The sequence below is a fragment of the Pseudonocardia parietis genome, assembly GCF_017876315.1.
Lineage (GTDB): Bacteria > Actinomycetota > Actinomycetes > Mycobacteriales > Pseudonocardiaceae > Pseudonocardia > Pseudonocardia parietis.
Genome location: NZ_JAGINU010000001.1, coordinates 5,188,868 through 5,213,351 on the forward strand (window position 1 = coordinate 5,188,868; position 24,484 = coordinate 5,213,351).

22 protein-coding genes are annotated in these 24,484 nt (G+C 73.6%); 8 read left to right on the forward strand and 14 right to left on the reverse strand.

What is annotated here, in order from left to right:
- The first annotated feature begins 17 nt into the window (after nt 1–17).
- From glgX to treZ, 3 genes are all read left to right on the forward strand, one after another.
- Nucleotides 18–2,183 carry a glycogen debranching protein GlgX gene (gene glgX, locus JOF36_RS24365; protein WP_210036209.1) on the forward strand — a complete coding sequence of 722 codons (2,166 nt, stop codon included), beginning with the start codon at nt 18–20 and terminating at the stop codon, nt 2,181–2,183.
- Between the two features lie 12 nt (nt 2,184–2,195).
- The gene (gene treY / locus JOF36_RS24370; protein ID WP_210031108.1) at nt 2,196–4,562 is read left to right on the forward strand and encodes a malto-oligosyltrehalose synthase; all 2,367 of its coding nucleotides are present in this window, start codon (nt 2,196–2,198) and stop codon (nt 4,560–4,562) included.
- 700 nt (nt 4,563–5,262) lie between these two features.
- Complete coding sequence (gene treZ, locus JOF36_RS24375; protein ID WP_210031110.1) at nt 5,263–7,008, forward strand: malto-oligosyltrehalose trehalohydrolase; 1,746 nt, start codon at nt 5,263–5,265, stop codon at nt 7,006–7,008.
- A gap of 91 nt (nt 7,009–7,099) precedes the next feature.
- Here treZ and JOF36_RS24380 read toward each other — a convergent pair whose 3' ends face one another.
- Complete coding sequence (locus JOF36_RS24380) at nt 7,100–8,086, reverse strand: malate dehydrogenase (protein ID WP_210031111.1); 987 nt, start codon at nt 8,084–8,086, stop codon at nt 7,100–7,102.
- Nucleotides 8,087–8,183: 97 nt separating this feature from the next.
- On the opposite strand from JOF36_RS24380, the gene JOF36_RS41050 reads away from it, so the two are divergent.
- Together JOF36_RS41050 and JOF36_RS24390 are read left to right on the forward strand one after the other, a co-directional pair.
- A complete protein-coding gene (locus JOF36_RS41050) occupies nt 8,184–9,365 on the forward strand; it encodes a DUF418 domain-containing protein (RefSeq protein ID WP_210031112.1) in 1,182 nt (393 codons plus the stop codon).
- A complete protein-coding gene (locus tag JOF36_RS24390) occupies nt 9,362–9,931 on the forward strand; it encodes a hypothetical protein (protein ID WP_210031113.1) in 570 nt (189 codons plus the stop codon). Before JOF36_RS41050 ends, JOF36_RS24390 begins: the two co-directional genes overlap by 4 nt.
- Before the next feature lie 31 nt (nt 9,932–9,962).
- On the opposite strand, the gene JOF36_RS24395 is transcribed toward JOF36_RS24390, so the two are convergent.
- The 3 genes from JOF36_RS24395 to JOF36_RS24405 form a co-directional block, all read right to left on the reverse strand.
- Nucleotides 9,963–11,366: an FAD-binding oxidoreductase gene (locus tag JOF36_RS24395; protein ID WP_210031115.1), complete on the reverse strand. Its 1,404-nt coding sequence runs from the start codon at nt 11,364–11,366 to the stop codon at nt 9,963–9,965.
- 141 nt (nt 11,367–11,507) lie between these two features.
- Nucleotides 11,508–11,987: a CoA-binding protein gene (locus tag JOF36_RS24400; RefSeq protein WP_210031117.1), complete on the reverse strand. Its 480-nt coding sequence runs from the start codon at nt 11,985–11,987 to the stop codon at nt 11,508–11,510.
- On the reverse strand, nt 11,984–13,324 hold the full coding sequence (locus JOF36_RS24405) for an O-acetylhomoserine aminocarboxypropyltransferase/cysteine synthase family protein (protein WP_210031119.1): 1,341 nt from the start codon (nt 13,322–13,324) through the stop codon (nt 11,984–11,986). Before JOF36_RS24405 ends, JOF36_RS24400 begins: the two co-directional genes overlap by 4 nt.
- 94 nt (nt 13,325–13,418) lie before the next feature.
- Here JOF36_RS24405 and JOF36_RS24410 point away from each other — a divergent pair, with 94 nt between their 5' ends.
- Nucleotides 13,419–13,628: a type II toxin-antitoxin system VapB family antitoxin gene (locus JOF36_RS24410; protein WP_210031120.1), complete on the forward strand. Its 210-nt coding sequence runs from the start codon at nt 13,419–13,421 to the stop codon at nt 13,626–13,628.
- A gap of 132 nt (nt 13,629–13,760) precedes the next feature.
- On the opposite strand, the gene JOF36_RS24415 is transcribed toward JOF36_RS24410, so the two are convergent.
- From JOF36_RS24415 to pyk, 3 genes are read right to left on the reverse strand one after another with little or no spacing between them, the layout of a single operon-like run.
- Nucleotides 13,761–14,474, reverse strand: a complete 714-nt coding sequence (locus tag JOF36_RS24415) for a dienelactone hydrolase family protein (protein WP_210031121.1) — start codon at nt 14,472–14,474, stop codon at nt 13,761–13,763.
- Nucleotides 14,471–15,388 carry an acyl-CoA thioesterase gene (locus tag JOF36_RS24420; protein ID WP_210031123.1) on the reverse strand — a complete coding sequence of 306 codons (918 nt, stop codon included), beginning with the start codon at nt 15,386–15,388 and terminating at the stop codon, nt 14,471–14,473. Before JOF36_RS24420 ends, JOF36_RS24415 begins: the two co-directional genes overlap by 4 nt.
- A gap of 19 nt (nt 15,389–15,407) precedes the next feature.
- A complete protein-coding gene (pyk, locus tag JOF36_RS24425; protein ID WP_210031124.1) occupies nt 15,408–16,832 on the reverse strand; it encodes a pyruvate kinase in 1,425 nt (474 codons plus the stop codon).
- Between the two features lie 79 nt (nt 16,833–16,911).
- On the opposite strand from pyk, the gene JOF36_RS24430 reads away from it, so the two are divergent.
- Nucleotides 16,912–17,244, forward strand: coding sequence for a VanZ family protein (locus JOF36_RS24430; RefSeq protein WP_307862572.1), 333 nt, complete (start codon nt 16,912–16,914; stop codon nt 17,242–17,244).
- Between the two features lie 10 nt (nt 17,245–17,254).
- On the opposite strand, the gene JOF36_RS24435 is transcribed toward JOF36_RS24430, so the two are convergent.
- From JOF36_RS24435 to JOF36_RS24460, 6 genes are all read right to left on the reverse strand, one after another.
- A complete protein-coding gene (locus JOF36_RS24435; protein WP_210031127.1) occupies nt 17,255–18,271 on the reverse strand; it encodes a M20/M25/M40 family metallo-hydrolase in 1,017 nt (338 codons plus the stop codon).
- A gap of 217 nt (nt 18,272–18,488) precedes the next feature.
- Nucleotides 18,489–19,127 carry a DUF2461 domain-containing protein gene (locus JOF36_RS24440; RefSeq protein ID WP_210031128.1) on the reverse strand — a complete coding sequence of 213 codons (639 nt, stop codon included), beginning with the start codon at nt 19,125–19,127 and terminating at the stop codon, nt 18,489–18,491.
- Nucleotides 19,124–20,017, reverse strand: a complete 894-nt coding sequence (gene lgt, locus JOF36_RS24445) for a prolipoprotein diacylglyceryl transferase (RefSeq protein WP_210036210.1) — start codon at nt 20,015–20,017, stop codon at nt 19,124–19,126. The genes JOF36_RS24440 and lgt overlap by 4 nt, the downstream gene beginning before the upstream one ends.
- 7 nt (nt 20,018–20,024) lie before the next feature.
- Nucleotides 20,025–20,867 carry an indole-3-glycerol phosphate synthase TrpC gene (gene trpC, locus JOF36_RS24450; protein ID WP_210031129.1) on the reverse strand — a complete coding sequence of 281 codons (843 nt, stop codon included), beginning with the start codon at nt 20,865–20,867 and terminating at the stop codon, nt 20,025–20,027.
- Nucleotides 20,868–20,916: 49 nt separating this feature from the next.
- Nucleotides 20,917–21,540, reverse strand: a complete 624-nt coding sequence (locus JOF36_RS24455) for a Trp biosynthesis-associated membrane protein (protein WP_210031130.1) — start codon at nt 21,538–21,540, stop codon at nt 20,917–20,919.
- Nucleotides 21,537–23,108 (reverse strand): anthranilate synthase component I, encoded by a 1,572-nt coding sequence (locus tag JOF36_RS24460; protein ID WP_210031131.1) that lies wholly within the window; start codon nt 23,106–23,108, stop codon nt 21,537–21,539. Before JOF36_RS24460 ends, JOF36_RS24455 begins: the two co-directional genes overlap by 4 nt.
- A 90-nt stretch (nt 23,109–23,198) precedes the next feature.
- Here JOF36_RS24460 and JOF36_RS24465 point away from each other — a divergent pair, with 90 nt between their 5' ends.
- Nucleotides 23,199–23,837 carry a TetR/AcrR family transcriptional regulator gene (locus tag JOF36_RS24465; protein WP_210031132.1) on the forward strand — a complete coding sequence of 213 codons (639 nt, stop codon included), beginning with the start codon at nt 23,199–23,201 and terminating at the stop codon, nt 23,835–23,837.
- Here the strand turns inward: JOF36_RS24465 and JOF36_RS24470 are convergent.
- Nucleotides 23,795–24,451, reverse strand: a complete 657-nt coding sequence (locus tag JOF36_RS24470) for a response regulator transcription factor (RefSeq protein ID WP_210031133.1) — start codon at nt 24,449–24,451, stop codon at nt 23,795–23,797. The genes JOF36_RS24465 and JOF36_RS24470 overlap by 43 nt on opposite strands.
- Nucleotides 24,452–24,484 lie beyond the last annotated feature (33 nt).

Consider the following 24,484-nt stretch of genomic DNA (forward strand, 5'->3'; position numbering starts at 1 on the left):
AGGAGAGGACCGTGAGCATGCAGCCCTGGCCCGGGCACGCCTACCCGTTGGGTGCCAGCTACGACGGCACCGGGACGAACTTCACGCTGTTCTCCGAGGTCGCCGACTCGGTCGAGGTCTGCCTGTTCGATCCCGACCCGGACGCGCCGGGCGGGCTCGCCGAGACCCGGGTCCGGCTGACCGAGGTCGACGGCTTCGTCTGGCACGGCTACCTGCCCGGTGTCGAACCGGGCCGGCGCTACGGCTACCGCGTCCACGGCCCGTACGACCCGGCCCAGGGTCTGCGCTGCAACCCGAACAAGCTGCTCATCGACCCCTACGCCAAGGCCCTCGACGGTCCGGTGGCCTGGGACGAGGCCGTCTTCGGCTACAACTTCGGCGATCCCGACTCGCGCAACGACACCGACTCCGCGCCGCACGTGCCCAAGTCCGTGGTCGTCAACCCGTACTTCGACTGGGGCTCGGACCGCAGCCCGAAGATCCCCTACAACGAGACCGTCGTCTACGAGGCGCACGTGCGCGGGCTCACCACCCTGCACCCGGGTATCGAGGAGGAGCTGCGCGGGACCTACTCCGGCGTGGCCCACCCGGCGATGATCGAGCACTACCGCCGGCTGGGGATCACCGCCGTCGAGCTCATGCCGGTGCACGAGTTCGTGCAGGACCACCACCTCACCGAGAAGGGGCTGTCGAACTACTGGGGCTACAACACCATCGGCTTCCTGGCCCCGCACCACGCCTACTCCTCGGGGACGGCGCGGACCGGCTCGCAGGTGACGGAGTTCAAGGCGATGGTCCGTGACCTGCACGCGGCGGGCATCGAGGTGATCCTCGACGTCGTCTACAACCACACCGCCGAGGGCTCGGACATGGGCCCGACGCTGTCGTTCCGGGGGATCGACAACCACGCGTACTACCGGCTGGTCGACGACGACCCGCGCTACTACATGGACTACACGGGCACCGGCAACTCGCTCAACGTCCGCAGCCCGCACACCCTGCAGCTGATCATGGACTCGCTGCGGTACTGGGTGACCGAGATGCACGTCGACGGTTTCCGCTTCGACCTCGCCTCCACCCTGGCCCGGGAGTTCTACGACGTCGACCGGCTGTCCACGTTCTTCGACCTGGTCCAGCAGGACCCGGTGATCTCGCAGGTCAAGCTGATCGCCGAACCGTGGGACGTCGGGCCCGGCGGCTACCAGGTCGGCAACTTCCCGCCGCTGTGGACCGAGTGGAACGGCCAGTACCGCGACACGGTGCGCGACTTCTGGCGCGGTGAGGCAGGCACCCTCGGGGAGTTCGCCTCCCGGATCACCGGCAGCTCGGACCTCTACCAGGGCGACGGCCGCCGCCCGTACGCCTCGATCAACTTCGTGACCGCGCACGACGGCTTCACCCTGGCCGATCTCGTCTCCTACAACGAGAAGCACAACGAGGCCAACGGCGAGGACGGCAACGACGGCGAGAGCCACAACCGGTCCTGGAACTGCGGCGTCGAGGGCCCCACCGACGACGAGGCGGTGCTGGAGCTGCGAGCCCGCCAGCAGCGCAACTACCTGGCCACGCTGCTGCTCTCCCAGGGCACGCCGATGGTGCTACACGGCGACGAGGCCGGGCGCACCCAGAGCGGCAACAACAACGTCTACTGCCAGGACAACGAGATCTCCTGGCAGCACTGGGACCTGTCCGACGAGCAGGAGGCCCTGGTCTCCTTCACCTCCGGCCTCACGGCGCTGCGGCACGCGCACCCGGTGTTCCGGCGGCGCCGGTTCTTCGCCGGACGCCCGATCGGGCGCCGGAGCAAGGACGCACTGTCCGACATCGGGTGGTTCACCCCGGCCGGCCGGGAGATGACCGAGGACGACTGGGACAACGACCTGGGCCGCGCCGTCGTCGTGTTCCTCAACGGCGAGGGCCTCGCCGACGTCGACCAGCGCGGGCAGCGGATCACCGACGACTCGTTCCTGCTCTGCTTCAACTCCTACTGGGAGGACCTCGACGCCACCCTGCCGCCCGCCGAGTTCGGGGCGGCGTGGGAGATCGTCGTCGACACCGACTCGGGCGAGGTGCACCCGCCGGCCGGCAACGGCCAGAACGGGGCCGATCTCGACCCGGTCTCCGCGGGCTCGGTGCTGACCGTGCCCGCACGTTCCCTGCTCGTCCTGCGATCGAAGGGCTGAGGCACACCCGACATGAGTCGCCTCCCGGGGTCCACCTACCGGCTGCAGTTCTCGAAGGACCGGACGTTCGCCGACGCGCGGGCGCTCACCGGCTACCTGGACCGGCTCGGCATCGGGGCGCTCTACGCGTCGCCGCTGCTGGAGTCGACGACCGGGTCGAACCACGGCTACGACGTCGTCGACCCGACCCGGATCTCCGTCGAGCGGGGCGGCGAACCGGGCCTGCGGGCCTTGCTCGCCACGCTGCGCGAGCACGGGCTGACCCTGCTGCTCGACATCGTGCCGAACCACCTCGGGGTGGCGCGGCCCGCGGAGAACCCGTGGTGGTGGGACGTGCTCACGCACGGGCCCGCGTCGCGGTGGGCGCACCACTTCGACATCGACTGGGGCGCCGAGGCACTGCTGATCCCGGTGCTGGACGCCGACGAGGCCGGCGCGCTGGAGAAGCTGGAGGTCGTCGACGGCGAGCTGCGCTACCACGAGCACCGGTTCCCGATCGCGCCCGGCACCGGCGAGGGCACGCCTCAACAGGTGCACGACCGCCAGCACTACCGGCTCGTCTCGTGGCGGCGCGGCACGGCGGAGCTGACCTACCGGCGGTTCTTCGACGTGTCCGACCTGGCCGCGGTGCGGGTCGAGGACCCGGCGGTGTTCCACGACACCCACGCCACGGTGCTGGAGCTGCTCCGGTCGGACCCCACGATCATCGGGCTGCGGGTCGACCACCCCGACGGCCTGTCCGATCCTGGCGGCTACGCACGAGCGCTGCGGGCGGAGATCGGTCCGGACCGGTGGCTGCTGGTGGAGAAGATCCTCGGGGTCGGCGAGGACCTGCCCACCTCCTGGCCGGTGGACGGCACCAGCGGGTACGAGGCGCTGCGTGAGGTCTGCGGTGTGTTCGTCGACCCGGACGGCGCCGGGCTGCTCACCCAGTTCACCGCCGAGCACACCGGGCAGAAGCGGTCCGCGCACGCGGTGGAGGACGACGGCAGGCACCTGGTCGTCGACCGGATCCTGGTCGCCGAGGTCCGCCGGATCGCCGACGCCTTCCGCGCCGGCCCGGGTGCCGACGCGCGGCTGACCGGTGTCGATCTCGCCGACGTCACGGCCACGGACCTGCACGACGCCGTCGCCGAGTTCCTCTGCGGGTTCCCGGTGTACCGCTCCTACCTGACGCCGCGGATCGCCGAGGGGCGCGCGTGGGCCGACACCGCGGTGTCGGTCGCCCGCACCCGCCGCCCCGACCTGGGCGCGGTGCTGACGGCTCTGCACACCGGCCTGGTCGCCCAGCCCGGCTCGGAGTACGCGACCCGGCTGCAGCAGACCAGCGGGATGGTCACGGCCAAGGGCGTCGAGGACACCGCGTTCTACCGGTACAACCGGCTCGTCGCGCTCAACGAGGTCGGCGGCGACCCGGCCCGGTTCGGCGTCTCGCCCCCGGAGTTCCACGCCGGGCTGGCGCACCGCGAGGCCGCCCGGTCGCGGACGATGACCACGCTGTCCACGCACGACACCAAGCGCTCCGAGGACGTCCGGGCCCGGCTCGCCGTGCTGGCCGAGCGGGCCGGTGAGTGGGCGGAGCGGATGCGCCGCTGGTCGGTGCGCCATCCCCTGCCCGACCGGTCGCTCGAGCTGCTGGCGTGGCAGTCGCTCGTCGGGGCGTGGCCGATCCCGGCCGACCGGCTCGCGGCCTACCTGGGCAAGGCGTCCAAGGAGGCGAAGCTGGTCACCTCGCACACCGACGCGGTGCCCGAGGTGGACGCGGCGGTGGCGCAGTGGCCGTCGAGCGTGCTGGCCGACACCGAGCTGGTGGCCGAGATCGAGGCGTTCGTCACCGAGATCTCCGGCCCCGGCTGGTCGAACTCGCTCGGGCAGAAACTGCTGCAGCTCGCCGGCCCGGGTGTCCCGGACGTCTACCAGGGCACCGAGCTGTTCGAGTACTCGCTGGTGGACCCGGACAACCGGCGCCCGGTCGACTTCGACGTGCGGCAGCGGTTGCTGGAGCAGATCGACACCGGCCTGCAGCCGTCGATCGACGCCTCCGGCGCGGCGAAGCTGCTGGTCACCGCGGCCACAGCGCGGCTGCGCCGGTACCGGCCCGAGCTCTTCACCGGGTACGGGCCGCTGCACGCCGAGGGTGGGGCCGCCGAGCACGCGGTCGCGTTCTCCCGGGGCGGCGGTGCCCTGGTGGCGGTCGCGACCCGGCTGCCGGAACGCCTCGAGCAGCGCGGCGGGTGGGGCGACACCGTCCTGCCGCTGCCCGGCGGGTTCACCGACTGGCACGACATGATCGCCGACCGCCCGGTCGACGGCGCCGCCCCCGCCCTGGCGAACCTGCTCGACCGCTACCCCGTGGCCTTGCTGGTCCGCCCCGCCTGACCCTCGGGCCTGCTCCCGGTCGCGCCTCACCCTGGTCGAGCCCGGCCCAGCCCGGCTCGACCCAGCTCGGCCCGGCTCGGCCCAGCCTGGCACGGCTCGGCCCAGCCCGGCACGGCTCGGCCCAGCCCGGCACGGCTCGGCCGGGCTCGGCTCGGGAATCCCGCCGAGATGCAGCCCATGGCTATCCGAAGATCGACAATTCGCCCTGAACCGCATCTCGACGAGGGCCAACCGAGCACGGACGATCGGCGCGGATGGCCGGGGCACGGACGATCGGCGCAGGTGGCCCGGCACGACGCTCAGCGCAGGTGGCCCGGGCACGACGATCAGCGGAGTCCCCGTGCGTCCCACGCGCACGGCGCCCCACGCACTGCGGCCGAATCCCCGCCGAGATGCGCCTCAGCGGGCCGTGGAGATCGACAGTTCCCCCTGACGTACATCTCGGCGGGAGTGGTCCGGGCACGGACGGTCGGGGTGGTCCGGACGGATCGGGCGGTTCGGGGCGGCGGGGCGGACCGGGCGGACCGGGTGGTTCGGGGCGAGGTAGAGCGGACCGGGGCGAGGCGGGGCAGGGCGGGGCGGGCCGGGCGGATCGGGGCGGTTCGGGGCGGGGCGAGATGGGGCGGGGCGGGGCGCGTGAGGGGGCGCACGTCTGCCCGGGCGAGCGGGGGCCCGCGCCCGTACGGAAGGATCGGCGTCCGTGACGGAGTTCGCCGTGTGGGCCCCCGACAAGAACCGTGTCAGCGTCCTGATCGGAGACGACCGGACCGCGCTGGACCCCGCGCCGGGCGGGTGGTGGCGGATCGAGCTGCCCGACCACGGGCACGGCACGGACTACGCGTTCCTGCTCGACGACGACGCGCAGCCGCACCCCGACCCCCGCTCGCAGTGGCAGCCGGCCGGCGTCCACCAGCGCTCACGGGTGTACGACCACGAGGCCTTCTGGTGGACCGACGACACCTGGACCGGGCGCGCGCTCGCCGGGTCGGTGCTCTACGAGTGCCACATCGGCACCTTCACCGAGGGCGGCACGTTCGACACCGCGATCGGCAGGCTCGACCACCTCGTCTCCCTGGGGATCGACCTGGTCGAGGTGCTGCCGGTCAACGCGGTCGACGGCCCGGTGAACTGGGGGTACGACGGCGTCTGCTGGTACGCCGTCACCGAGAACTACGGTGGCCCGGACGCGTTCAAGCGGTTCGTCGACGCCTGTCACGCCCGCGGCCTGGGGGTCGTGCTCGACGTCGTCTACAACCACCTCGGGCCGTCGGGCGCCTACCTCGACCGGTTCGGGCCGTACTTCGCCGGCTCCAACATCTGGGGCCCGTCGCTGAACCTGGACGGCCCCGGCTCCGACGAGGCCCGCCGCTACGTGATCGACAACGCGCTCATGTGGCTGCGCGACTTCCACGTCGACGGCCTGCGGATCGACGCGGTGCACGCGCTGCGCGACACCCGCGCCCAGCACGTGCTGGAGCAGCTCGCCGTCGAGGTCACCGCGCTGGAGACACACGTGGGCCGGCCGCTGTCGCTGATCGCCGAGTCCGACCTCAACGACCCGCGCCTGATCACCGCGCGGGAGGGCGGCGGCTACGGGCTGACCGCACAGTGGGCCGACGACGTCCACCACAGCCTGCACACCGTGCTCACCGGCGAGGGCCAGGGCTACTACGGCGACTTCGCCGCCGCCGGGCTGGACGGGCTCGCCCACGTGCTGTCCCGCGGGTTCCTGCACGAGGGCACCTGGTCGTCGTTCCGCGGGCGCAGCCACGGCTCCCCGATCGACACCGCCCGCATCCCCGGCAGCCGGCTGGTCACCTTCCTGCAGAACCACGACCAGATCGGCAACCGGGCCACCGGCGACCGGCTCACCCAGACCCTGTCCCCCGGGCTGCTGGCCTGCGGCGCGGCCCTGCTGTTCACCTCCGGGTTCACGCCGATGCTGTTCATGGGCGAGGAGTGGGGCGCGCGCACGCCGTGGCAGTTCTTCTCCCGGTTCCCCGACCCGGCCCTGCAGCAGGCGGTCCGCGAGGGGCGGCGCAAGGAGTTCGCCGACCACGGCTGGTCCGACGCCGACGAGGTGCCCGACCCGAACGCGGGCTCGACCTTCACCGACTCGACGCTGGACTGGAGCGAGCCGGAGCAGGAGCCGCACGCCACCCTGCTGCGGATGCACCGGGAACTGATCGCGCTGCGCCGCGCCTGGCCCGAGCTGTCCGACCCGTGGCTGGACTCGGTCGTCGTCGACGTGCACGAGCAGGCACGCACGCTGGTGGTGAACCGGGGCGCGATGCGGGTCGTGGTCAACCTGGGCCCGGAGCCGGTGACGCTCTCACTCGGCGCGACGATCACCCGGATCCTGCTGGCGTCCGAGCCGACCCGCAGCGAGGACGACTCGTTCACCGTGCCGGCCGAGGCGTTCGCCATCTGCCGCATCGCGACCTGACGACCGCGCGGCGACAACAGCACCCGGCACGACAGCGGCCCCTCCCCCGGACAGATCCGGGAAAGGGGCCGCGGTCGATGCGTACGGGAACTCAGATGAGGCCGAGCTTGCGCACCGCGTCGCGCTCCTCGCCGAGCTCGGCGACGCTGGCGTCGATCCGCGAGCGGGAGAAGTCGTCGATCTCCAGGCCCTGGACGATCTTCCAGACGCCGCCCTCGGAGGTGACCGGGAACGAGGAGATGATGCCCTCGGGGACGCCGTAGGAGCCGTCCGACGGGATCGCGGCCGAGGTCCAGTCGCCGGCCGGGGTGCCGTTGACCCAGTCGTGGACGTGGTCGATCGCGGCGTTCGCGGCCGACGCGGCGGACGACGCGCCCCGGGCCTCGATGATCGCGGCGCCGCGCTTGGCGACGGTCGGGATGAAGTCGTTCTCCAGCCAGTCCCGCTCGACCTGCTCGGCGGCGATCTTGCCGTTGACCTCGGTGTGGAACAGGTCCGGGTACTGGGTCGCGGAGTGGTTGCCCCAGATCGTGAGCTTGGAGATCGCGTCGAGCCCGACGTCCAGCTTCTTCGCCAGCTGGGCCAGCGCGCGGTTGTGGTCGAGGCGGGTCATCGCGGTGAACCGCTCGGCCGGGACGTCCGGCGCCGAGGCCTGGGCGATCAGCGCGTTGGTGTTGGCCGGGTTCCCGACGGCGAGGACGCGGATGTCGTCCGCGGCGCCGTCGTTGATGGCCTTGCCCTGCGGGCCGAAGATGCCGCCGTTGGCCTCGAGCAGGTCGCCGCGCTCCATGCCCTTGGTCCGCGGGCGGGCGCCGACGAGCAGCGCGACGTTCGCGCCGGTGAAGGCGGCCTTGGCGTCGTCGAAGATGTCGATGCCGCGCAGCAGCGGAAACGCGCAGTCGTCGAGCTCCATCGCGGTGCCCTCGGCGGCCTTCACGGCCTGCGGGATCTCCAGCAGGTTCAGCTTGACCGGGGTGTCGGGCCCCAGAAGCTGCCCGGAGGCGATCCGGAAGAGCAGCGCGTAACCGATCTGGCCAGCAGCTCCGGTGACGGTGACGGTGACGGGGGTAGCAGACACGGGACGGACCCTAGTCGGGTCCGCCCCGGAACACCGCGACGGGGAGCACACGGATCGCTCCAGGTGGCGGGAACCACACCGGGGTAGCGTCGCCGCGGTGCGCGGACTCCCGGTGGCCGACCGTTCCCCGGCCCCCGATCTGGCCCGCGGGGCGGCGCTGCTGCTGATCGCGGTGGCCAACGCGCACACCTTCGTCACCCACCGCGGGATCGGGGTCCGCGGCTACCCGCGGGACCTGACCGGGGCGGACGCGGTCGTCGCGGCGGTGCAGCTGACGCTGGTCGACGGCCGGGCGTATCCGCTGTTCGCGCTGCTGTTCGGGTTCGGCATCGCGAGCCTGGCGGCCCGGCGCACGGCACCGGGCGAGCCGGCGGGTGACGCGGTGCTCGCCCTCGTCCGGCGGCGCGGCGGGGCGCTGCTCGCGATCGGGGCGGCGCACGCGATCCTGCTGTGGCACGGGGACTTCGTCGCGGCCTACGGCCTGATCGCGGTGCTGCTCGCCGGCCTGCTGGCCCGTGGCAGCACCACCGCCCTGGTGACGACGGCGGCCGGGACGATCACGCTGCTCGTCGGGCTGTACGCCCCGGTGGCGCTGACCGACACGCCGCAGGCGTCCGCGTCGCCGTCGCTGGTGACGCCGGACGTGCTTGCCGCCGCCACCGACCGGTTCGGCGAGTGGTTGTTCGGCAACCTGCTGCTGAGCGCGATCGGGCTGACCGGCGCGGCCGCGATCGGGGTGCTGCTGGCCCGCGCGGGGTGGCTGGCCGATCCCGTGCGGCACCGCGGCGCGTTGCTGCGGCTCGCCGTCGCCGGGATCACCGCCGGGGTGCTGGGCGGATTGCCGCTGGCGCTGGTCGCGGCCGGGGTCTGGGCCCCGCCGACGGGCACGGCGCTGCTGCTCGGGCCGCTGCACGCGCTCACCGGGTACGCGGCCGGTGCGGGCTACGCGGCGCTGGCCGGGCTGGTCGCGGCGCGGTGGGTCCGGCGCGGCGGTCCCGGATCGGTGGGGCGGTCGCTGGTCGACACCGGGCGACGGTCGCTGTCGGCCTACCTGGCGCAGTCGGTGGCGTTCGTCGCGCTGTTCCCGGCCTGGACCCTCGGGCTGGGCGCGGGCCTGCCGGTCTGGGCGGCGACGCTGTGCGGGGCCGGGGTGTGGCTGGTGACGGTGCTGGTGGCGACCTGGTCGGCCCGCACCGGCGGGCGCGGCCCCGCCGAGACCCTGCTGCGGCTGCTGACCTACGGCCGCCGGCCTTCGCCCCGGCCTAGCATCGAGGCATGAGCGGCGAGCGGGGCCCGGGCGGACCACCGGAGGACGACGACCGGCCGCCGTCGTGGCAGGGCGCGCCCGGGTACTCGGGGATCGACCCCGGTGCGTTCGGGCCGTACACCTCGACGCCGGGCGAGCCGGGGTACCCGGGGATCGACCTCGACGGGCTCGGCCCGCACACCTCGAGGCCGGGCGAGCCGGGGTACCCGAGTATCGACCCCGACGGGCTCGGCCCGCACGCCCCGCTGCCGGGCGCACCGCCGTACCCGCCGGGCACCGAGCCGGAACGGGCCGCGGTCGCCGACCGGGCCTCGGCGCCGCCGCCGATCGGGTCGGTACTCCCCCGCTGCGTCGCCGCGGGCGCCGGTTGGGCGGCGGTGGCACTGCTGCTGGCGCTGTTCACCGGCGTCGCCTCGTGGCCGCTGCGCGGGCTCGCGCTGCTGGTGCCGTGGGGGCTGACCGCGGCCGCGCTGCTCCTGCCGGCCCGGCGCGGGGCGGGCCCGGGCGGACTGGTCGCGCTCGCGTTCGGGCCGTTCTGGCTGCTGCACGCGCTGCTGGTCGGCCTGCTCGGCTGGTGACGGCGGACCGGATGCTCAGCGGGCCGGGTGCTCAGCGGGCCGGCGGGATGTTGGCGTTGCGGTGGAACACGTTGTCCGGGTCGTAGACGGCCTTGATCGCGGCCAGCCGGTCGTACTTGTCCCCGAAGCTCGCCCGGACCCGCGCCGCGTCGTCGGGCATCATCGTGTTGATGTAGACCCCGGATCCGATCGCGTGCGGTGCGAGCGCGGCGTAGAACTCCCGGACCCAGGCCCGCTCCGCGGGCAGCCCGGCGAGATCCGGGGCCAGCCCGACGAGGAAGAGGTTGAACCGTGGGCTGCGGCCGCCGCCGAACGCGGTCGCGTCGTCGGCGACCTCGCAGTACGCCCCGCCGAGGGTGAACAGGTGCACCACGGACAGCGGCGAGACCCGGCGGGCCACCTGTCCCGCCAGTACTTCGATCACCGGGTCGCCGAGGTCGGCGAGGTAGCAGCCCTTCTCATAGACGTGCAGGCCCCAGTCGTTGGCCTCGTCAAACATCTGCTGCAGCGCGGTGAACGGCATCGGAGTGCAGAACTCGAACAGCGGTGCCGGGGCCTGGGCCCGGATGCGGGCGTGCACGGTCTCGGCGTCGGCGTCGGGCTGCTCGCCGGTCGTCCCGATCACGGCCAGCGCCCAGCCGGGTCGGAACTGCACGTCTTGGGGGACGAACGGGGTGGGCGGCGCGCACAGGGCGATGACCTGGAACCCGACCGTGCCGGGCAGGTCGGGGATCAGGTCGCGGGCCAGCCGCAGGACCTTCGCGCCGTCGTCGAGCCCGAAGAAGAACAGGCCGAACGAGATGACGGGACCGACCGGGACCACCGCGAACTCGAACTCGGTGACGATCCCGAAGTTGCCCCCGCCGCCGCGCAGCGCCCAGAACAGGTCCGGGTGCTCGTCGGCCGACGCCCGCACGACACGCCCGTCGGCCAGCACGACCTGCGCGCCGAGCAGGTGGTCGATCGTCAAGCCGTAGCGGCGGGTCAGCCAGCCCATGCCGCCACCGAGGGTCAGGCCGCCGATGCCGGTGTGCCCGATCTCGCCGGACGGGACGGCGAGCCCGTGCTCCTGGGTGGCCGCGTCCACGTCGCGCAGCAGCGCGCCCCCGCCGGCCCGGACCCGCCGGGCAGCCGGGTCGACGATCACCGCGTTCAGCGACCTCAGGTCGATCACCAGGGTCCCGTTCCCGGCCGAGAGTCCCGCCACGTGGTGCCCGCCGCCCCGCACCGCGATCTCCAGCCCACAGCTGCGGGCGTGGTCGACGGCGGTGACGACGTCCTCGACATCCGCGCAGCGCGCCACCAGGGCGGGGTTGTGGTCGATCGCGCCGTTCCAGACGCGCCGGGCCTCGTCGTAGCCGGGGTCGTCGGGTGCCACGACGGTGCCCGTCATGCGGGCACGCAGGTTCCCGGTGTGGTCCACGGTGGCGGTCATGGCGGGCCTCCGGCAAGCGGTGTCGGTGCGAGCGGGACGCCACCGTCCACCCGAGCCGCAGCGGTGTCACGCCGGACCGGCCGGTTATCCCCACGGTTGACGACGCTGCCCGCGCTGCACCGGCCGGCCGCACGGGCTCCGTCAGTCGCGGCGCCGCGAGCTGATCACTCCGGTGTTGAACCCGGCCAGGTGCAATCCACCGGCGAACCGGGCGTGCTCCACCTTGAGGCAGCGGTCCATCACGACCTCGATCCCGGCCGCCTCCGCCCGGCCCGCCAGCTCGGCGTCGAACAGGCCGAACTGCAGCCAGAAGGTGCGCGGACGCGACTCCAGGGCGAGCACCTCGTCCAGCACACCGCCGAGGTCCTCGGGCTTGCGGAAGACGTCGACCAGGTCCGGCACGACCGGCAGCTCCGCCAGCGACGGGTACACCGGGCGACCCAGGATCTCGCGCGCGTTGGGGTTGACGAAGTAGACGTCGAACCCGGTGGACGCGAGCAGGTAGGTCGCGACGAAGTTGCTGGCCCGGGCGGGGTTCGGCGACGCCCCCACCACCGCGACGGTCCGGGTGTCGCGCAGGATCTGCTGCCGACGCCAAGCGGGCGGGTTCTCCCAGCTCATGAGCTCTCCTTCTGGGCCGCGGTCAGCGCCTGGTCGAGGTCCCACACGATGTCGTCGGGGTCCTCGAGGCCGATCGAGATCCGGATCATGTCCTCGGGCACCCCCGCCTGCTCCAGCTGCTCGGTCGTGAGCTGCTGGTGGGTGGTCGACCCCGGATGCAGGACGAGGGTACGGGCGTCGCCGACGTTCGCCAGGTGGCTGCACAGCTGCACCGACTCGATGAACCGGGCCCCGGCGGTGCGATCGCCCGCCACACCGAACGCGAAGACCGCGCCGGGGCCCTCGGGCAGGTAGCGCCCTGCGCGCTCGTGGTGCGGGTGCGACGGCAGGCCCGCGTAGGTCACGTACGCCACCCGCGGGTCGGCCTCCAGCCACTCCGCGACCTTCTGCGCGTTGGCCACGTGCTGGTCCATCCGCTGCGGCAGCGTCTCCACACCCTGGATCAGCAGGAACGCCGAGTGCGCCGACAGCGTCGCGCCGACGTCACGCAGCTGCTCGGCACGCAGCTTCGTGAGGAACCCGAGCTCCTGGAAGTTGCCCCACCAGCTCAGCCCGCCGTACGACGGCACCGGGTCGGTCATGCCCGGGAAGTTCCCGTTGCCCCAGTCGAACGTGCCGCCGTCGATGACGACACCGCCGAGCGTCGTGCCGTGCCCGCCGAGGAACTTCGTGACCGAGTGGATGACGAGGTCGGCGCCGTGCTCGAGCGGCCGGCACAGGTACGGCGTCGCGAGGGTGGCGTCGATGATCAGCGGGAGCCCGCGCGCGTGCGCGACCTCGGCCAGCCCGGCGACGTCGGCGACCTCGCCGCCCGGGTTCGAGATGATCTCGGCGAACAGGCACTTCGTGTTCGGGCGGATCGCCGCGGCGTAGTCGGCCGGGTCGGTCCCCGGGACGAACGTGGTGTCGACGCCGAAGCGGCGCAGCGTCACGTCGAGCTGGGTGATCGTGCCGCCGTAGAGCCCGGCGGCCGCGACGACATGGTCGCCGGCGCCGGCGAGCGCGGCGAACGTGAGGAACTCCGCCGACTGGCCGGACGCCGTGCAGACGGCGCCGATCCCGCCCTCCAGGCTCGCCAGACGCTCCTCCAGCGCGGAGACCGTCGGGTTCGCGATCCGCGAGTAGACCAGCCCGTACTTCTGCAGCGCGAACAGTGCGGCGGCGTCGTCGGTGTCGCGGAAGACGTAGCTGGTGGTCTGGTGGATCGGTACCGCCCGCGAGCCGGTCGCGGCGTCCGGCACCGTCCCCGCGTGCACGGCGCGGGTGCGGAAGCCCCAGGCCCGGTCCTGCTGGGGGTGTGACGGTGCTTCGGCGGATCTGTTCGCGCGCTCACTCACGCCGCCATCCTGCCTCCCGCCCGGTCCCGGCGCCGCACCGCGCTCGTCACAGCTACGCGCAGCACCACCGCCCTCGAGGTGCAAACATTGGTGTATGGCCCGCACCAACATCGACCTGGACGACGATCTCGTCACCGAGGTGATGCGCCGGTACAGCCTGCGGACGAAACGGGAAGCCGTCGACCTGGCCCTGCGACGTCTGGTCGGGCCGCGCCTGTCCCCGAAGTTCCTCGCCGGCCTGGAGGGCGTCGGCTGGGACGGCGACCTCGACGACACCCGCCGCTCCGACGTCGCCAAGATTTAGTTGGTGCCCCGCCGAGCAACGTTGGTCACGGAACTCGTCAGCCCAGGCGCCCGATCCCGTTACCCACCGCATGGTCACGGGTTCGTGCAGGATCGGTGCCAGATCCGGCACCGATCCGACACGACTCCCCGATCAGAGGTGCTCCTCCAGGAACCCCAGCACCCGCTCGGTCGCGTCGGTCGCGGACGGCTCGTGGTAGGCCGCCCGGATCGGCAGCCGCTGCGCGATCGCGCCGGTGACCCCGGGCGTCCGGGTCATGAACGAGTGCCCGGCGTCCGGATAGACCTTCACGTCGTGCGGGATGCCGCGCTCGGCGAGATCGGCCTCGAGGCGCTGCGGGTAGCCGTCGGCGAACTCCAGGTCCCGGCCACCGAAGCTGGCGATCACCGGGCACAGCGGCTCGACGCGGGCCGCGGTGCGGCCGTAGAAGGGCACCGCCACCCGGTAGCGCCCGGTTTGCGACAGCAGCAGGGCGAACCCGCCGCCCATGCAGAACCCGATGACGCCGATCCGCTCGGGGTCGACCGTGGGCTGGTCGGCGAGCCAGCGCCGCGCCGACTCGCAGTCGCCCAGCGCCGCACCCCGCCCGGTGGTCATCGTCGTCATCGTCGACGCCACGCACAGCGACCGCACCCGGCCGCGGGCGAACAGGTCCGGCATCAGCACCGTGTAGCCGGCGCGGGCGAGCTCGCGGGCGATCCGGCGCATCTCCGGGGTCGCCCCGAACAGCTCGTAGATCATCACCAGCGCCGGGCCGGGCGTCCCGCCGTCCTCGGGACGGACCAGGAACCCGGGCAGCTTCCCGCCGTTGACGCTCCCGACGGAGACGTCCGCCTCGATCGTCATCGCTGCGCCTCCCGCACCCGGACCAGGCCCTCCTGCATCGTCGTCGCGACCAGCAGGCCGTCCGCGGTGAAGAACCGCCCGCTCGCCAGCCCGCGACCGCCGGACGCCGTCGGCGAGTGGCAGGTGTAGAGCAGCCACTCGTCGGCCCGGAACGGCTCGTGGAACCACATCGCGTGGTCCAGGCTCGCCATCTGCGGAGCGGTCTCGGGTGCCTCGTGCCGGGCCAGGACCGAGCCCAGCAGCGTCAGGTCGCTGGCATAGGTGAGCAGGCAGACGTGCAGCAACGGGTCGTCGGGCAGCGTCCCGTCCGCGCGCAGCCACAGCCGGACCGGCTCGTCGGACGCGGTCCGGTTCGGCGACCACACCGGCTCGTCGATGTGGCGGATGTCCAGCGGGCGCGGCAGGCCTGCCAGCCAGCCGCCCTCGCCCCGCAGCGCACGGGCCCCGAGGTCGTCGACCTCGTCCGGAGCCGGGACGCCCGAAGGCATCGGCTCGGAGTGCACGAGCCCCTGCTGCTCCTGCTGGAACGACGCGGACAGCGAGAAGATCGCCTCGCCGCGCTGGATGGCCAGTACCCGCCGGGTGGTGAACGAGCGGCCGTCGCGCACCCGCTCGGTCTCGTAGACGATCGGGATGCTCGGGTCGCCGGGGCGGATGAAGTACGCGTGCAGCGAGTGCACCCGGCGGTCCTCGGGCACCGTGCGGCCGGCCGCGACGAGCGCCTGCCCGGCGACCTGGCCGCCGAACACCCGAGGCAGTGTCACCGGCGGGCTCACCCCGCGGAAGAGGTTCTCCTCCAGGCGTTCGAGGTCCAGCAACGCGACCAGGTCGTCGAGCACGGTCTGCCCGCGCGGCTCACCGTCGGAGGCTCTCGCCCGCGGCTCGGTCGGGGGAACGGGATCGGCGGCACTCACGGGACGGGAGTATGCGCGATCAGGCGTGGTCGTCCTCGCCCAGGCGGTGCACCCGGATCAGGTTGGTCGAGCCGACGGTCGCGGGCGGCGAACCGGCGACGATCACGACCAGGTCGCCCGGCTTGAACCGGCCGATGGACAGGATCGCGTGGTCGACCTGGCGGACCATGGCGTCGGTGGAGTCGACCTTGTCGACCAGGAACGTCTCGACGCCCCAGGTCATCGCGAGCTGGCTGCGCACCGCCGCCTCCGGGGTGAACGCCAGCAGCGGCAGCCGGGTGTGCAGCCGGGCGAGCCGGCGCACGGTGTCGCCGGACTGGGAGAACGCGACCAGCGCCCGCGCCGAGAGCCGCTCCCCGATGTCGCGGGCGGCGTAGGACAGCACGCCGCGCTTGGTCCGCGGCACGTGGTTCAGCGGCGGCACCGTCGCGGGGCCCGCCTCGACCGCCTCGACGATCTCGGCCATCGTCCGGACCGTCTTGATCGGGTACCGGCCGACGCTGGTCTCGCCGGAGAGCATCACGGCGTCGGTGCCGTCGAGCACCGCGTTCGCCACGTCGGAGGCCTCGGCCCGGGTGGGCCGCGAGCTGGTGATCATCGACTCCAGCATCTGGGTGGCGACGATGACCGGCTTCGCGTTCTCCCGGGCGATCTGCACGGCGCGCTTCTGCACCAGCGGCACGTTCTGCAGCGGCAGCTCGACGCCGAGGTCACCGCGGGCGACCATGATGCCGTCGAAGGCGAGGACGACGGCCTCGAGGTTGTCGACGGCCTCCGGCTTCTCCAGCTTGGCCACCACCGGGACCCGGCCGTACCCGGAGCCGTCCATGATCTTGTGGACGAGGTCGATGTCCGCGGGGCTGCGGACGAAGGAGAGCGCGACGACGTCGACGCGCAGCGACATCGCGAACTCGAGGTCGGAGATGTCCTTCTCGGTCAGGGCCGGCACCGAGATGTTCATCCCGGGCAGGGAGAGTCCCTTGTTGTCGGAGACCGGGCCGCCCTCGGTGACCCGGCACACGACGTCGTCGCCCTCGACGGCGATCACACGCAGGCCGACCTTGCCGTCGTCGATCAGCAGGCGGTCGTCGACCGACGCGTCCCGGGCCAGGCTCTTGTAGGTGGTGGAGACGCGGTCGTGGGTGCCGGCCACGTCGGCGACCGTGATCCGCACCTCCTCGCCCGTCGCCCACTCGGTGGGGCCGTCCTTGAAGCGGCCGAGGCGGATCTTCGGGCCCTGCAGGTCGCCGAGGATGCCGACGGCGCGGCCGGTGGAGTCCGCGGCGGCGCGGACCATGTCGTAGACGCGCTTGTGGTCCTCGCGGTCACCGTGGCTGAAGTTGAGCCGGGCCACGTCCATCCCGGCGTCCACGAGTTCCCGGATCCGGTCCGGCGTCGCGGTGGCCGGACCGATGGTGCAGACGATCTTGGTTCGACGTGTCACGGCAACCAGCCTAGCGCTGGTCTGGAACGATCCGGTTGCCGGAACCCGGCCTGTCGGTGGGATGGAGGAGACTGGCCGGGTGCGTGTCCAGCCGTTCGTCCTCGCCCTCCTGCTCAGCCTGGGTGTGTTGTTCGCTCCGGCATCGGGGGTTCCGGCGGCTCCACCGGGGACCGACAAGCTCGTGCACCTGGCGCTGTTCGCACTCCTCGCCGTCACCGGGCGGGCCGCCGGGATCCGCACGTGGCCGCTGCTGGGCGGCCTGGCCGCGTACGCGGCGGCATCCGAGGTGCTGCAGGCGGTGCTCCCGATCGGCCGCAGCGGCGACGTGCTCGACGGGCTGGTCGACGTGCTCGGCGCGGTGCTGGGCCTGGGGCTGTACGCGGCGCTGTCCCGGCGGCGGGCGACGGCGTGACCGGCCCGGCTCAGCCCGTCGGGCGGCCCTCGGCCACCGCGAACCGGCCGACGGTCCCGGCGATCGCCTTCGTGTAGCGGTCCAGCTTCTCCCGGTCGACGTTGCCGACCGTGTCGCACGCCGAGTGGTAGCACGGGTCGAAGACCTCACCCGCGGTCCCGCCCCACTTCTCGGCCTGCTCGGCGGACTTGGCGTCGCCGTCCCCGGTGACGGCACCGGCGGTGGGGATCCCGGCGTCGACGAACGGGGCGTCGTCGTCGCCGTAGAGCGGGATCCGTTCCGCCGTCGCACCGGTCGCGGCGAGCTCCTCGATGAGCACGGCGGCCACCGTCGCCGAGCCGGGCGGGCCGGTCCCGGACTCCTCGTCCCCGACCCCGCCCTGGACGAAGTAGCCACCGTTCGGTGAGCCGAGCATGTCCGAGTTCAGATAGAGCAGGTGGGCGCCGCGCTCCGACCGGGAGAGGCCCTCGACATAGCCCTTCGAGCCGTACAGGCCCTCCTCCTCGGAGCCCCAGAATCCGAACGCCACGGTGTTGGGCGTGCCGGGGGTCGGGCCGAGCCGGGTCGCGATCTCGAGCTGCGCGGCGACCCCGGTGCCGTCGTCGTTGATCCCCGGGCCTGCGGTCACCGAGTCCAGGTGTGCGCCGGCGAGCACGACCGCGTCCGGGTTGCCGTCACGGGTGCGGGCGACGACGTTGCGCAGCTCGCGGCCCAGGTCCTCGTCGTAGTAGGTGGGGGTCTCGACCTCGAACCCGGCGTCGCGCAGCACACCCGCCACGTAGTCGACCGAGCGCGCGTAGCCGGGGGTGCCCGAGGCCCGGTTGCCGCCGTTCGAGTCGGCGATCCGCTGCAACGCCTCGAGATGCGGCACGGCCCCGGCACCACTCGCGGTGGACGCGAGCCGCTCGGACAGCGCGTCCCGGGGAGGGACGGAACCCGGGTCGGCGGTCGGGGCCGGGGCGGTGTCGGGGGGTGCTGCCGTGCAGCCGACCAGCAGCAGAGCGGCGACGGCAAGCACCGCGGCCACCGCGCGGGCACGCCACCGCCCCCGGCCCCGCGCCCGTACCCCTCGTCCGGACGTCCGTTCCGGTGCGTGCCCGCCCATGCCGTCCCCCAGCTCCGTCGCGTGTCCGGTGTTCGCCGGACCCCCGGCCGCCGGTTCACCACGACCCACCCGGAAGAGCACCGGAGTCCGACTCTGGCACAGCACCGAGGGACTGCGACAGGGTCACGCGCGGCGGGGCTCAGCGGCGGGGCTGCTCGCTCGGCCCGACGTGGTCGGCCATCCACTCGGTGACCGGCCGCGCGGCCCGCCAGACCTTCCGGACCCGGTCGCGGGCCCGCGGGCCGTGCAGCACGTCGTCCGGCGGCCACCGGCGGGACACGTACAGCCCGGTGTGCCGCAGCAGGTCGAGCCGCGGGTGGTGCGGATCGGTGCCGCGCGGGCGGGTCTTCAGCGTCGCCCCGCTCACGGTCAGCCCGTCGTCGAGTGCGGCGGCCAGCCGGGCGCGGAGGTCCTCGCCGCGGCGCTCGTCGTCGACCGCGGTGCGGTAGCGGCCCAGCTGGTCGGGTGCCATCGCGTAGTAGCCGCCCGCGGCGAGCATCCCCTCCGACGACACCTCGACGTAGAACGGCGGCGCGTAGCCGCCGCAGTGCGTCTTGTACGGCGTCTTGTCGGCGGAGAACCGGACGTCCCGGTACGGGCGGAACACCTTGCCCTCGCCGAACTCGGGTTCGAGGTCGGCGAGCAGCGCCAGCATCGGGCCGCGGACGTCGCCCTCGTAGATCGCGCGGTTGTCGGTCCAGTACGCCTTCGAGTTGTCCGCGAGCAGGCCGTCGTAGAACTCGACCGCACCGTCGCCGAAGCCGGTGAAGGCGCTCATGCGCTGTCGCGTTGCCGGTCCGGTTCCTCGGGTTCGGCCGCCGAGAAATCCTCGCGGCCCTTCGGCGCGAGCACCAGGTAGACGATCGCCCCGGCGAACACCACCGCCGATACGACGACGTTGATCCGCAGGTCGCCGAACACCCGGGTGGCTTGGTCGGTACGCATCATCTCGATGAAGAACCGGCCGAGCGTGTAGCCCGCGACGTAGACGGCGAAGGCCCGGCCGTGGCCGAGCCGGAACCGGCGGTCGGCGAACACCACGAGCGCGGCGACGGCGAGGTTCCACAGCAGCTCGTAGAGGAACGTCGGGTGCACGACGGCGACCGGCGTCAGGTCCAGCGCGACGCCGCCGATCGGGTCCTCCAACCCCGTCGCCGGGTCGACCCGCTGGTAGATCTCCAGGCCCCACGGCAGCGTGGTCGGGCCGCCGTAGAGCTCCTGGTTGAACCAGTTGCCGAGCCGGCCGACGGCCTGGGCCACGACGATGCCCGGGGCCACGGCGTCGGCGAACACCGGCAGCGGGACGCCGTGGCGACGGCAGCCGATCCACGCACCGACACCGCCGAGCGCGACCGCGCCCCAGATGCCGAGGCCACCGTTCCAGATCGCCAGCGCACCGAGCGGGTCTCCGCCCGGTCCGAAGTAGACGTGCCAGTCGGTGGCGACGTGGTAGAGCCGCCCGCCGACCAGGCCGAACGGGATCGCCCACACCGCGACGTCGAGCACCGTCCCGGGCCGTCCGCCGCGGGCGACCAGGCGCCGCTCGCCCCACCACAGGGCGATCGCGATGCCGGCGATGATGCAGAGCGCGTACGCCCGGATCGGGATCGGGCCGATCTCCCAGACCCCGCGGGGCGGGCTGGGGATGGCCGCGAGGGCGGTGCTCAGCACGGGGTCAGGCGCCGGTGCGGCTGCAGGACGGGTGGAAGCCCGCCGCGACCAGCCCGCGCACGGCCGACGCCGGGTCGCCGCTGGTCACCAGGCCCTCGCCGACGAGCACCGCGTCGGCACCCCAGCCGGCGTAGGTGAGCAGGTCGCCGGGCCCGCGGACGCCGGACTCGGCGACCTTGAGCACGTTCGAGGGCAGCCCGGGCGCGATCTGCCCGAACACCGACCGGTTCACCTCGAGGGTGTGCAGGTTGCGCGAGTTGACGCCGACGAGCTTCGCCCCGGCCTCCAGGGCGCGGTCGCACTCCTCCTCGGTGTGCACCTCGACCAGGGGTGTCATGCCGAGCGACTCGACCCGGTCGAGCAGCGACTCGAGAACCGGCTGCTCCAGCGCCGCGACGATCAGCAGGACGACGTCGGCGCCGTGCGCGCGGGCCTCGTGCACCTGGTACGGGGTGACGATGAAGTCCTTGCGCAGCACCGGGACGTCCACCCGGGCGCGGACCGCGTCGAGGTCGGCGAGCGAGCCGCCGAACCGGCGCTGCTCGGTCAGGACGCTGATCACCCGGGCTCCGCCCTCGGCGTAGACCCCGGCGAGCTCGGCCGGGTCCGGGATCGCCGCGAGCGCTCCCTTGGACGGGCTCGACCGCTTCACCTCGGCGATGACGCCGACGCCCGGCTCGCGCAGTGCGGCCAGTGCGTCGCGGGGCTGCGGTGCCGCCGCCGCCCGGCGCTTGATCTCGTCGAGGTCGACGGCCTTCTCGCGCTCCGCGAGGTCCTCGCGGACACCGGCCACGATGGACTCCAGGACGCTCGGCCCCCGGCCGTCGGTCCCGTTCTGCTGCGCCACCGTGTCGACTCCTCCTAAGCTCGCAGGCCGCCCGGTCGTCGGCGCCATGCTAGTTCTCCCCTTCGCGCGGCCCGACGGTCGGGTCGCCGCCCGCGTCGAGCCGCTCCCACGCCGCCCGGTCCGGGTCGGTCTCGGCGACCTGCTCCTTCGCCCCGGGCGCGGAGTAGCGGGCCCCGAGCCGGGGGATCCGCGGCTCCCGCAGGATCAGCAGCACGGTGGCGGCCAGTGCCAGCACCGCACCGGCGACCGCCAGCCACGGCCACGGCGTCGCGGTCACGGCACCGACGCCCTCCGGTGCGTTCGGCGCGGTGAGCCCGGCCCGGGCCGAGGCCAGCTCGGCCGGCGTCGGCGGGACCACGACCAGGCCCACGGTCAGCCCGCCGGCGGCGATCGCACCGGCCCCGACCAGCACACCGAGCAGGCGCCGGGCGATCCCGGACAGCGCCACCAGCGCGGCGACCGCGGCGACCAGCAGTGCCGCGACGGCGGTGACCGCGGGTTGCAGCTGCGCACCTGTCGCCGACGCCGCGACGGTCCCCCGGGTCGCCGTCGGCACGTCGACGGTGAACCACGGGGCCGACCCGGAGCCCCACAGCGCGGCGGCCCCGGCGAGCAGGCCGACGACGACCAGGCCCAGGGTGCGCCGGTCGTCGCGGGCGGCGGGCGCGCTCACCGGGTCCCCGGGGCGCGCAGCGACCCGGCCGCGGCGACGGCGGACAGCACCGCGCGGGCCTTGTTGAGGCATTCGGTGTCCTCGGCGGCCGGGTCGGAGTCGGCGACGATCCCACCTCCGGCCTGCACGTACGCGGTGCCGCCGCGGATCATCGCGGTGCGGATGGCGATCGCGGTGTCGGCGTTCCCGGCGAAGTCCAGATAGCCGACGATGCCGCCGTACTGCCCGCGGCGGGTCGGTTCCAGCTCGTCGATCACCTGCATGGCCCGGACCTTCGGTGCTCCGGACAGCGTGCCCGCGGGGAAGCAGGCGACCACGGCGTCGAACGCCGTCCGGTCACCCCGCAGCAGCCCGGTCACGGTCGAGACCAGGTGCATGACGTGGCTGTAGCGCTCGATCTCGAAGAAGTTCCGCACGGTGACCGTGCCCGGCTCGCAGACCCGCCCGAGGTCGTTGCGGCCCAGGTCGACCAGCATCAGGTGCTCCGCGCGCTCCTTCTCGTCGCTGCGCAGGTCCTTCTCCAGCAGCTGGTCCTCCTCCTCGGTCGCGCCACGCCAGCGGGTGCCCGCGATCGGGTGCGTGGTGGCGCGCCCGTCGAGCACGCTGACCAGCGCCTCCGGGCTGGAACCGACGATCGAGAACGGCGGCCCGCCGGCGGCGTCCTCCAGCCGGAGCAGGTACATGTACGGGCTCGGGTTGGTCGTCCGCAGCACCCGGTAGACCTCCAGGGGGTCCGCGGCGCACGGCATCTCGAACCGCTGCGACAGCACGATCTGGAAGGCTTCGCCGGCCCGGATCCGCTCCTTCGCCTCCTCGATGACGGCGTGGTGCTGCTCCGGGGAGCGGCGGCGGACGAACTCCGGCTCGCCCGGGGTGTAGACCGCGACCGTGCTCGCCGCCGGTGCCGCCAGCTCGGCGGTCATCCGGTCCAGCCGGGCGACCGCGTCGTCGTAGGCCTGGTCGACGCGCTCGTCGGAGGCGTCCCAGTTGATCGCGTTCGCGATCAGCGTGATCGTGCCCTCGTGGTGGTCGAGCGCGGCCAGGTCGGTGGCCAGCAGCATGACCAGCTCGGGCAGCTCCAGGTCGTCGACGGCCGGGTCGTCCGGGTCGGCGATCCGTTCCACCCGGCGGACGACGTCGTAGCCCAGGTACCCGACCATCCCGCCGGTCAGCGGGGGCAGGCCGGGCAGCGGCTCGGAGTGCAGCTCGGTGACCACGGTGCGCAGTGCGGTGAGCGGGTCGCCCGTGGTCGGCAGGCCGTCGGGGACCTCCCCGGTCCAGCGCAGCTCGCCGTCGACGGCGGTCAGCGCGGCGGCACTGCGGGCACCGACGAACGACCAGCGCGACCACGACCGGCCGTTCTCCGCGGACTCGAGCAGGAACGTGCCCGCCGAGCCCTTCGCGAGCTTGCGGTAGACGCCGACCGGGGTCTCGTCGTCGGCCAGCAGGCGGCGGGTCACCGGGATGACCCGGTGCGCGCCGGCGAGGCGGCGGAACTCCTCGCGGGTCGGGCTCACCTCGCCCAGCGCGGCGGCCGTGGGGACGGACGTGGTGGCGCTCACGGTCATGGGGGTCATTCTCCCCGACCGTGACGGGCACGGACGGGCGGGTGAAGATGGGTGGGTGAGCACCGATGGCCTGCTTGTCGGGGCCGGCGCATGAGTACGGCCCCGGATCCCGCCGCCCCGCCCCGGCGGCGCCGGGGGCGCCGGTCGGGCGGCGAGGACACCCGGGCCGGACTGCTGGAGGCGGCCCGGTCCGAGTTCGCCGAACGCGGCTACGAGGGCGCCACCGTCCGCCGGATCGCCGAGCGCGCCGGGGTGGACCCGGCCATGGTCAACCACTGGTTCGGCACCAAGGACAACCTGTTCGTCGCGGCCATGGAGATCGAGGTGAACCCGGCCACGGTGCGCGCCGAGGTGCTGGCCGGCGACCCGCAGGACATCGGGGCACGGGTGGTGCGGACCTTCCTGACCGTCTGGGACACCGCGGGGGACGGCGGGGCGATGGCGGCGCTGCTGCGCAGCGTCACCGGGCACGAGTTCGCGGCCCGGATGCTGCGCGAGTTCGTGACCCGGGTGATCCTGCGCCCGGTCACCGAGCGGGTGTCCCCCGACCGGCGCGCCGAGCGGGGCGCGCTGGTCGCCTCGCAGCTGATCGGGATGGGACTGATGCGCTACGTGGTCCGGATGGAGCCGCTGGCCTCGGCCTCGCGGGACGAGCTGGTGGCCACGGTCGGGCCCACCGTGCAGCGCTACCTGACCGGGAACCTCGGGTCGACGAACCCGGAGGTGTAGGCGGCGACGACCGCCTGGGTCCGGTCCCGGCACCCGGTCTTCGCGAGTACCCCGGCGACGTGGGTCTTCACCGTCTCGACACCCAGGTACAGCTCGGCGGCGATCTCGGCGTTGGACAGGCCGCGGGCCATCGACCGCAGCACCTCGCCCTCGCGTGCGGTCAGCCCGGCGCGCTCCAGCCGGTCGCCGCCGGGCGGGGCGAACCCGGCGACGAGCTCGCGGACGGCGGCCGGGAAGAGCAGCGACTCCCCCGCGGCGACGGTGTGCACCGCCCGGACGATCTCCCGCGGCGGGGTCCGCTTGAGCAGGAAGCCGGTGGCCCCGGCCCGGAGCGCGTCGTAGACGTAGCGGTCGTGGCCGAACGTGGTCAGCACCAGCACCCGTGGCGGGTCGGGACGCCGGACCAGTTCGCGGGTGGCGGTGATGCCGTCGACGGCCGGCATCCGCACGTCCATCAGCACGACGTCCGGGCGGAGCCGGGCCACCAGGCCGGGCACCTCGGCGCCGTCGGCGGCCTCGCCCAGCACGGTCAGGCCGGGGTCCGCGTCGAGGACCGCGCGCAGCCCGGCGCGGATCAGCTCCTCGTCGTCGACCAGCAGCACCCCGGTGGTCATGTCCTCCCCTTCTCGGCGCCCGCCAAGGATCTG

Coding starts and splice junctions, on each gene's coding strand:
- JOF36_RS24415 (WP_210031121.1), bottom strand. CDS start 14,474: ATGACGATCGAGGCGGACGTCTCCGTCGGGAGCGTCAACGGCGGGAAG.
- JOF36_RS24390 (WP_210031113.1), top strand. CDS start 9,362: ATGAGCGGCGAGCGGGGCCCGGGCGGACCACCGGAGGACGACGACCGG.
- JOF36_RS24410 (WP_210031120.1), top strand. CDS start 13,419: ATGGCCCGCACCAACATCGACCTGGACGACGATCTCGTCACCGAGGTG.
- JOF36_RS24460 (WP_210031131.1), bottom strand. CDS start 23,108: ATGACCGTGAGCGCCACCACGTCCGTCCCCACGGCCGCCGCGCTGGGC.
- JOF36_RS24465 (WP_210031132.1), top strand. CDS start 23,199: ATGAGTACGGCCCCGGATCCCGCCGCCCCGCCCCGGCGGCGCCGGGGG.
- JOF36_RS24440 (WP_210031128.1), bottom strand. CDS start 19,127: ATGAGCGCCTTCACCGGCTTCGGCGACGGTGCGGTCGAGTTCTACGAC.
- JOF36_RS24470 (WP_210031133.1), bottom strand. CDS start 24,451: ATGACCACCGGGGTGCTGCTGGTCGACGACGAGGAGCTGATCCGCGCC.
- glgX (WP_210036209.1), top strand. CDS start 18: ATGCAGCCCTGGCCCGGGCACGCCTACCCGTTGGGTGCCAGCTACGAC.
- JOF36_RS24400 (WP_210031117.1), bottom strand. CDS start 11,987: ATGAGCTGGGAGAACCCGCCCGCTTGGCGTCGGCAGCAGATCCTGCGC.
- treY (WP_210031108.1), top strand. CDS start 2,196: ATGAGTCGCCTCCCGGGGTCCACCTACCGGCTGCAGTTCTCGAAGGAC.
- JOF36_RS24395 (WP_210031115.1), bottom strand. CDS start 11,366: ATGACCGCCACCGTGGACCACACCGGGAACCTGCGTGCCCGCATGACG.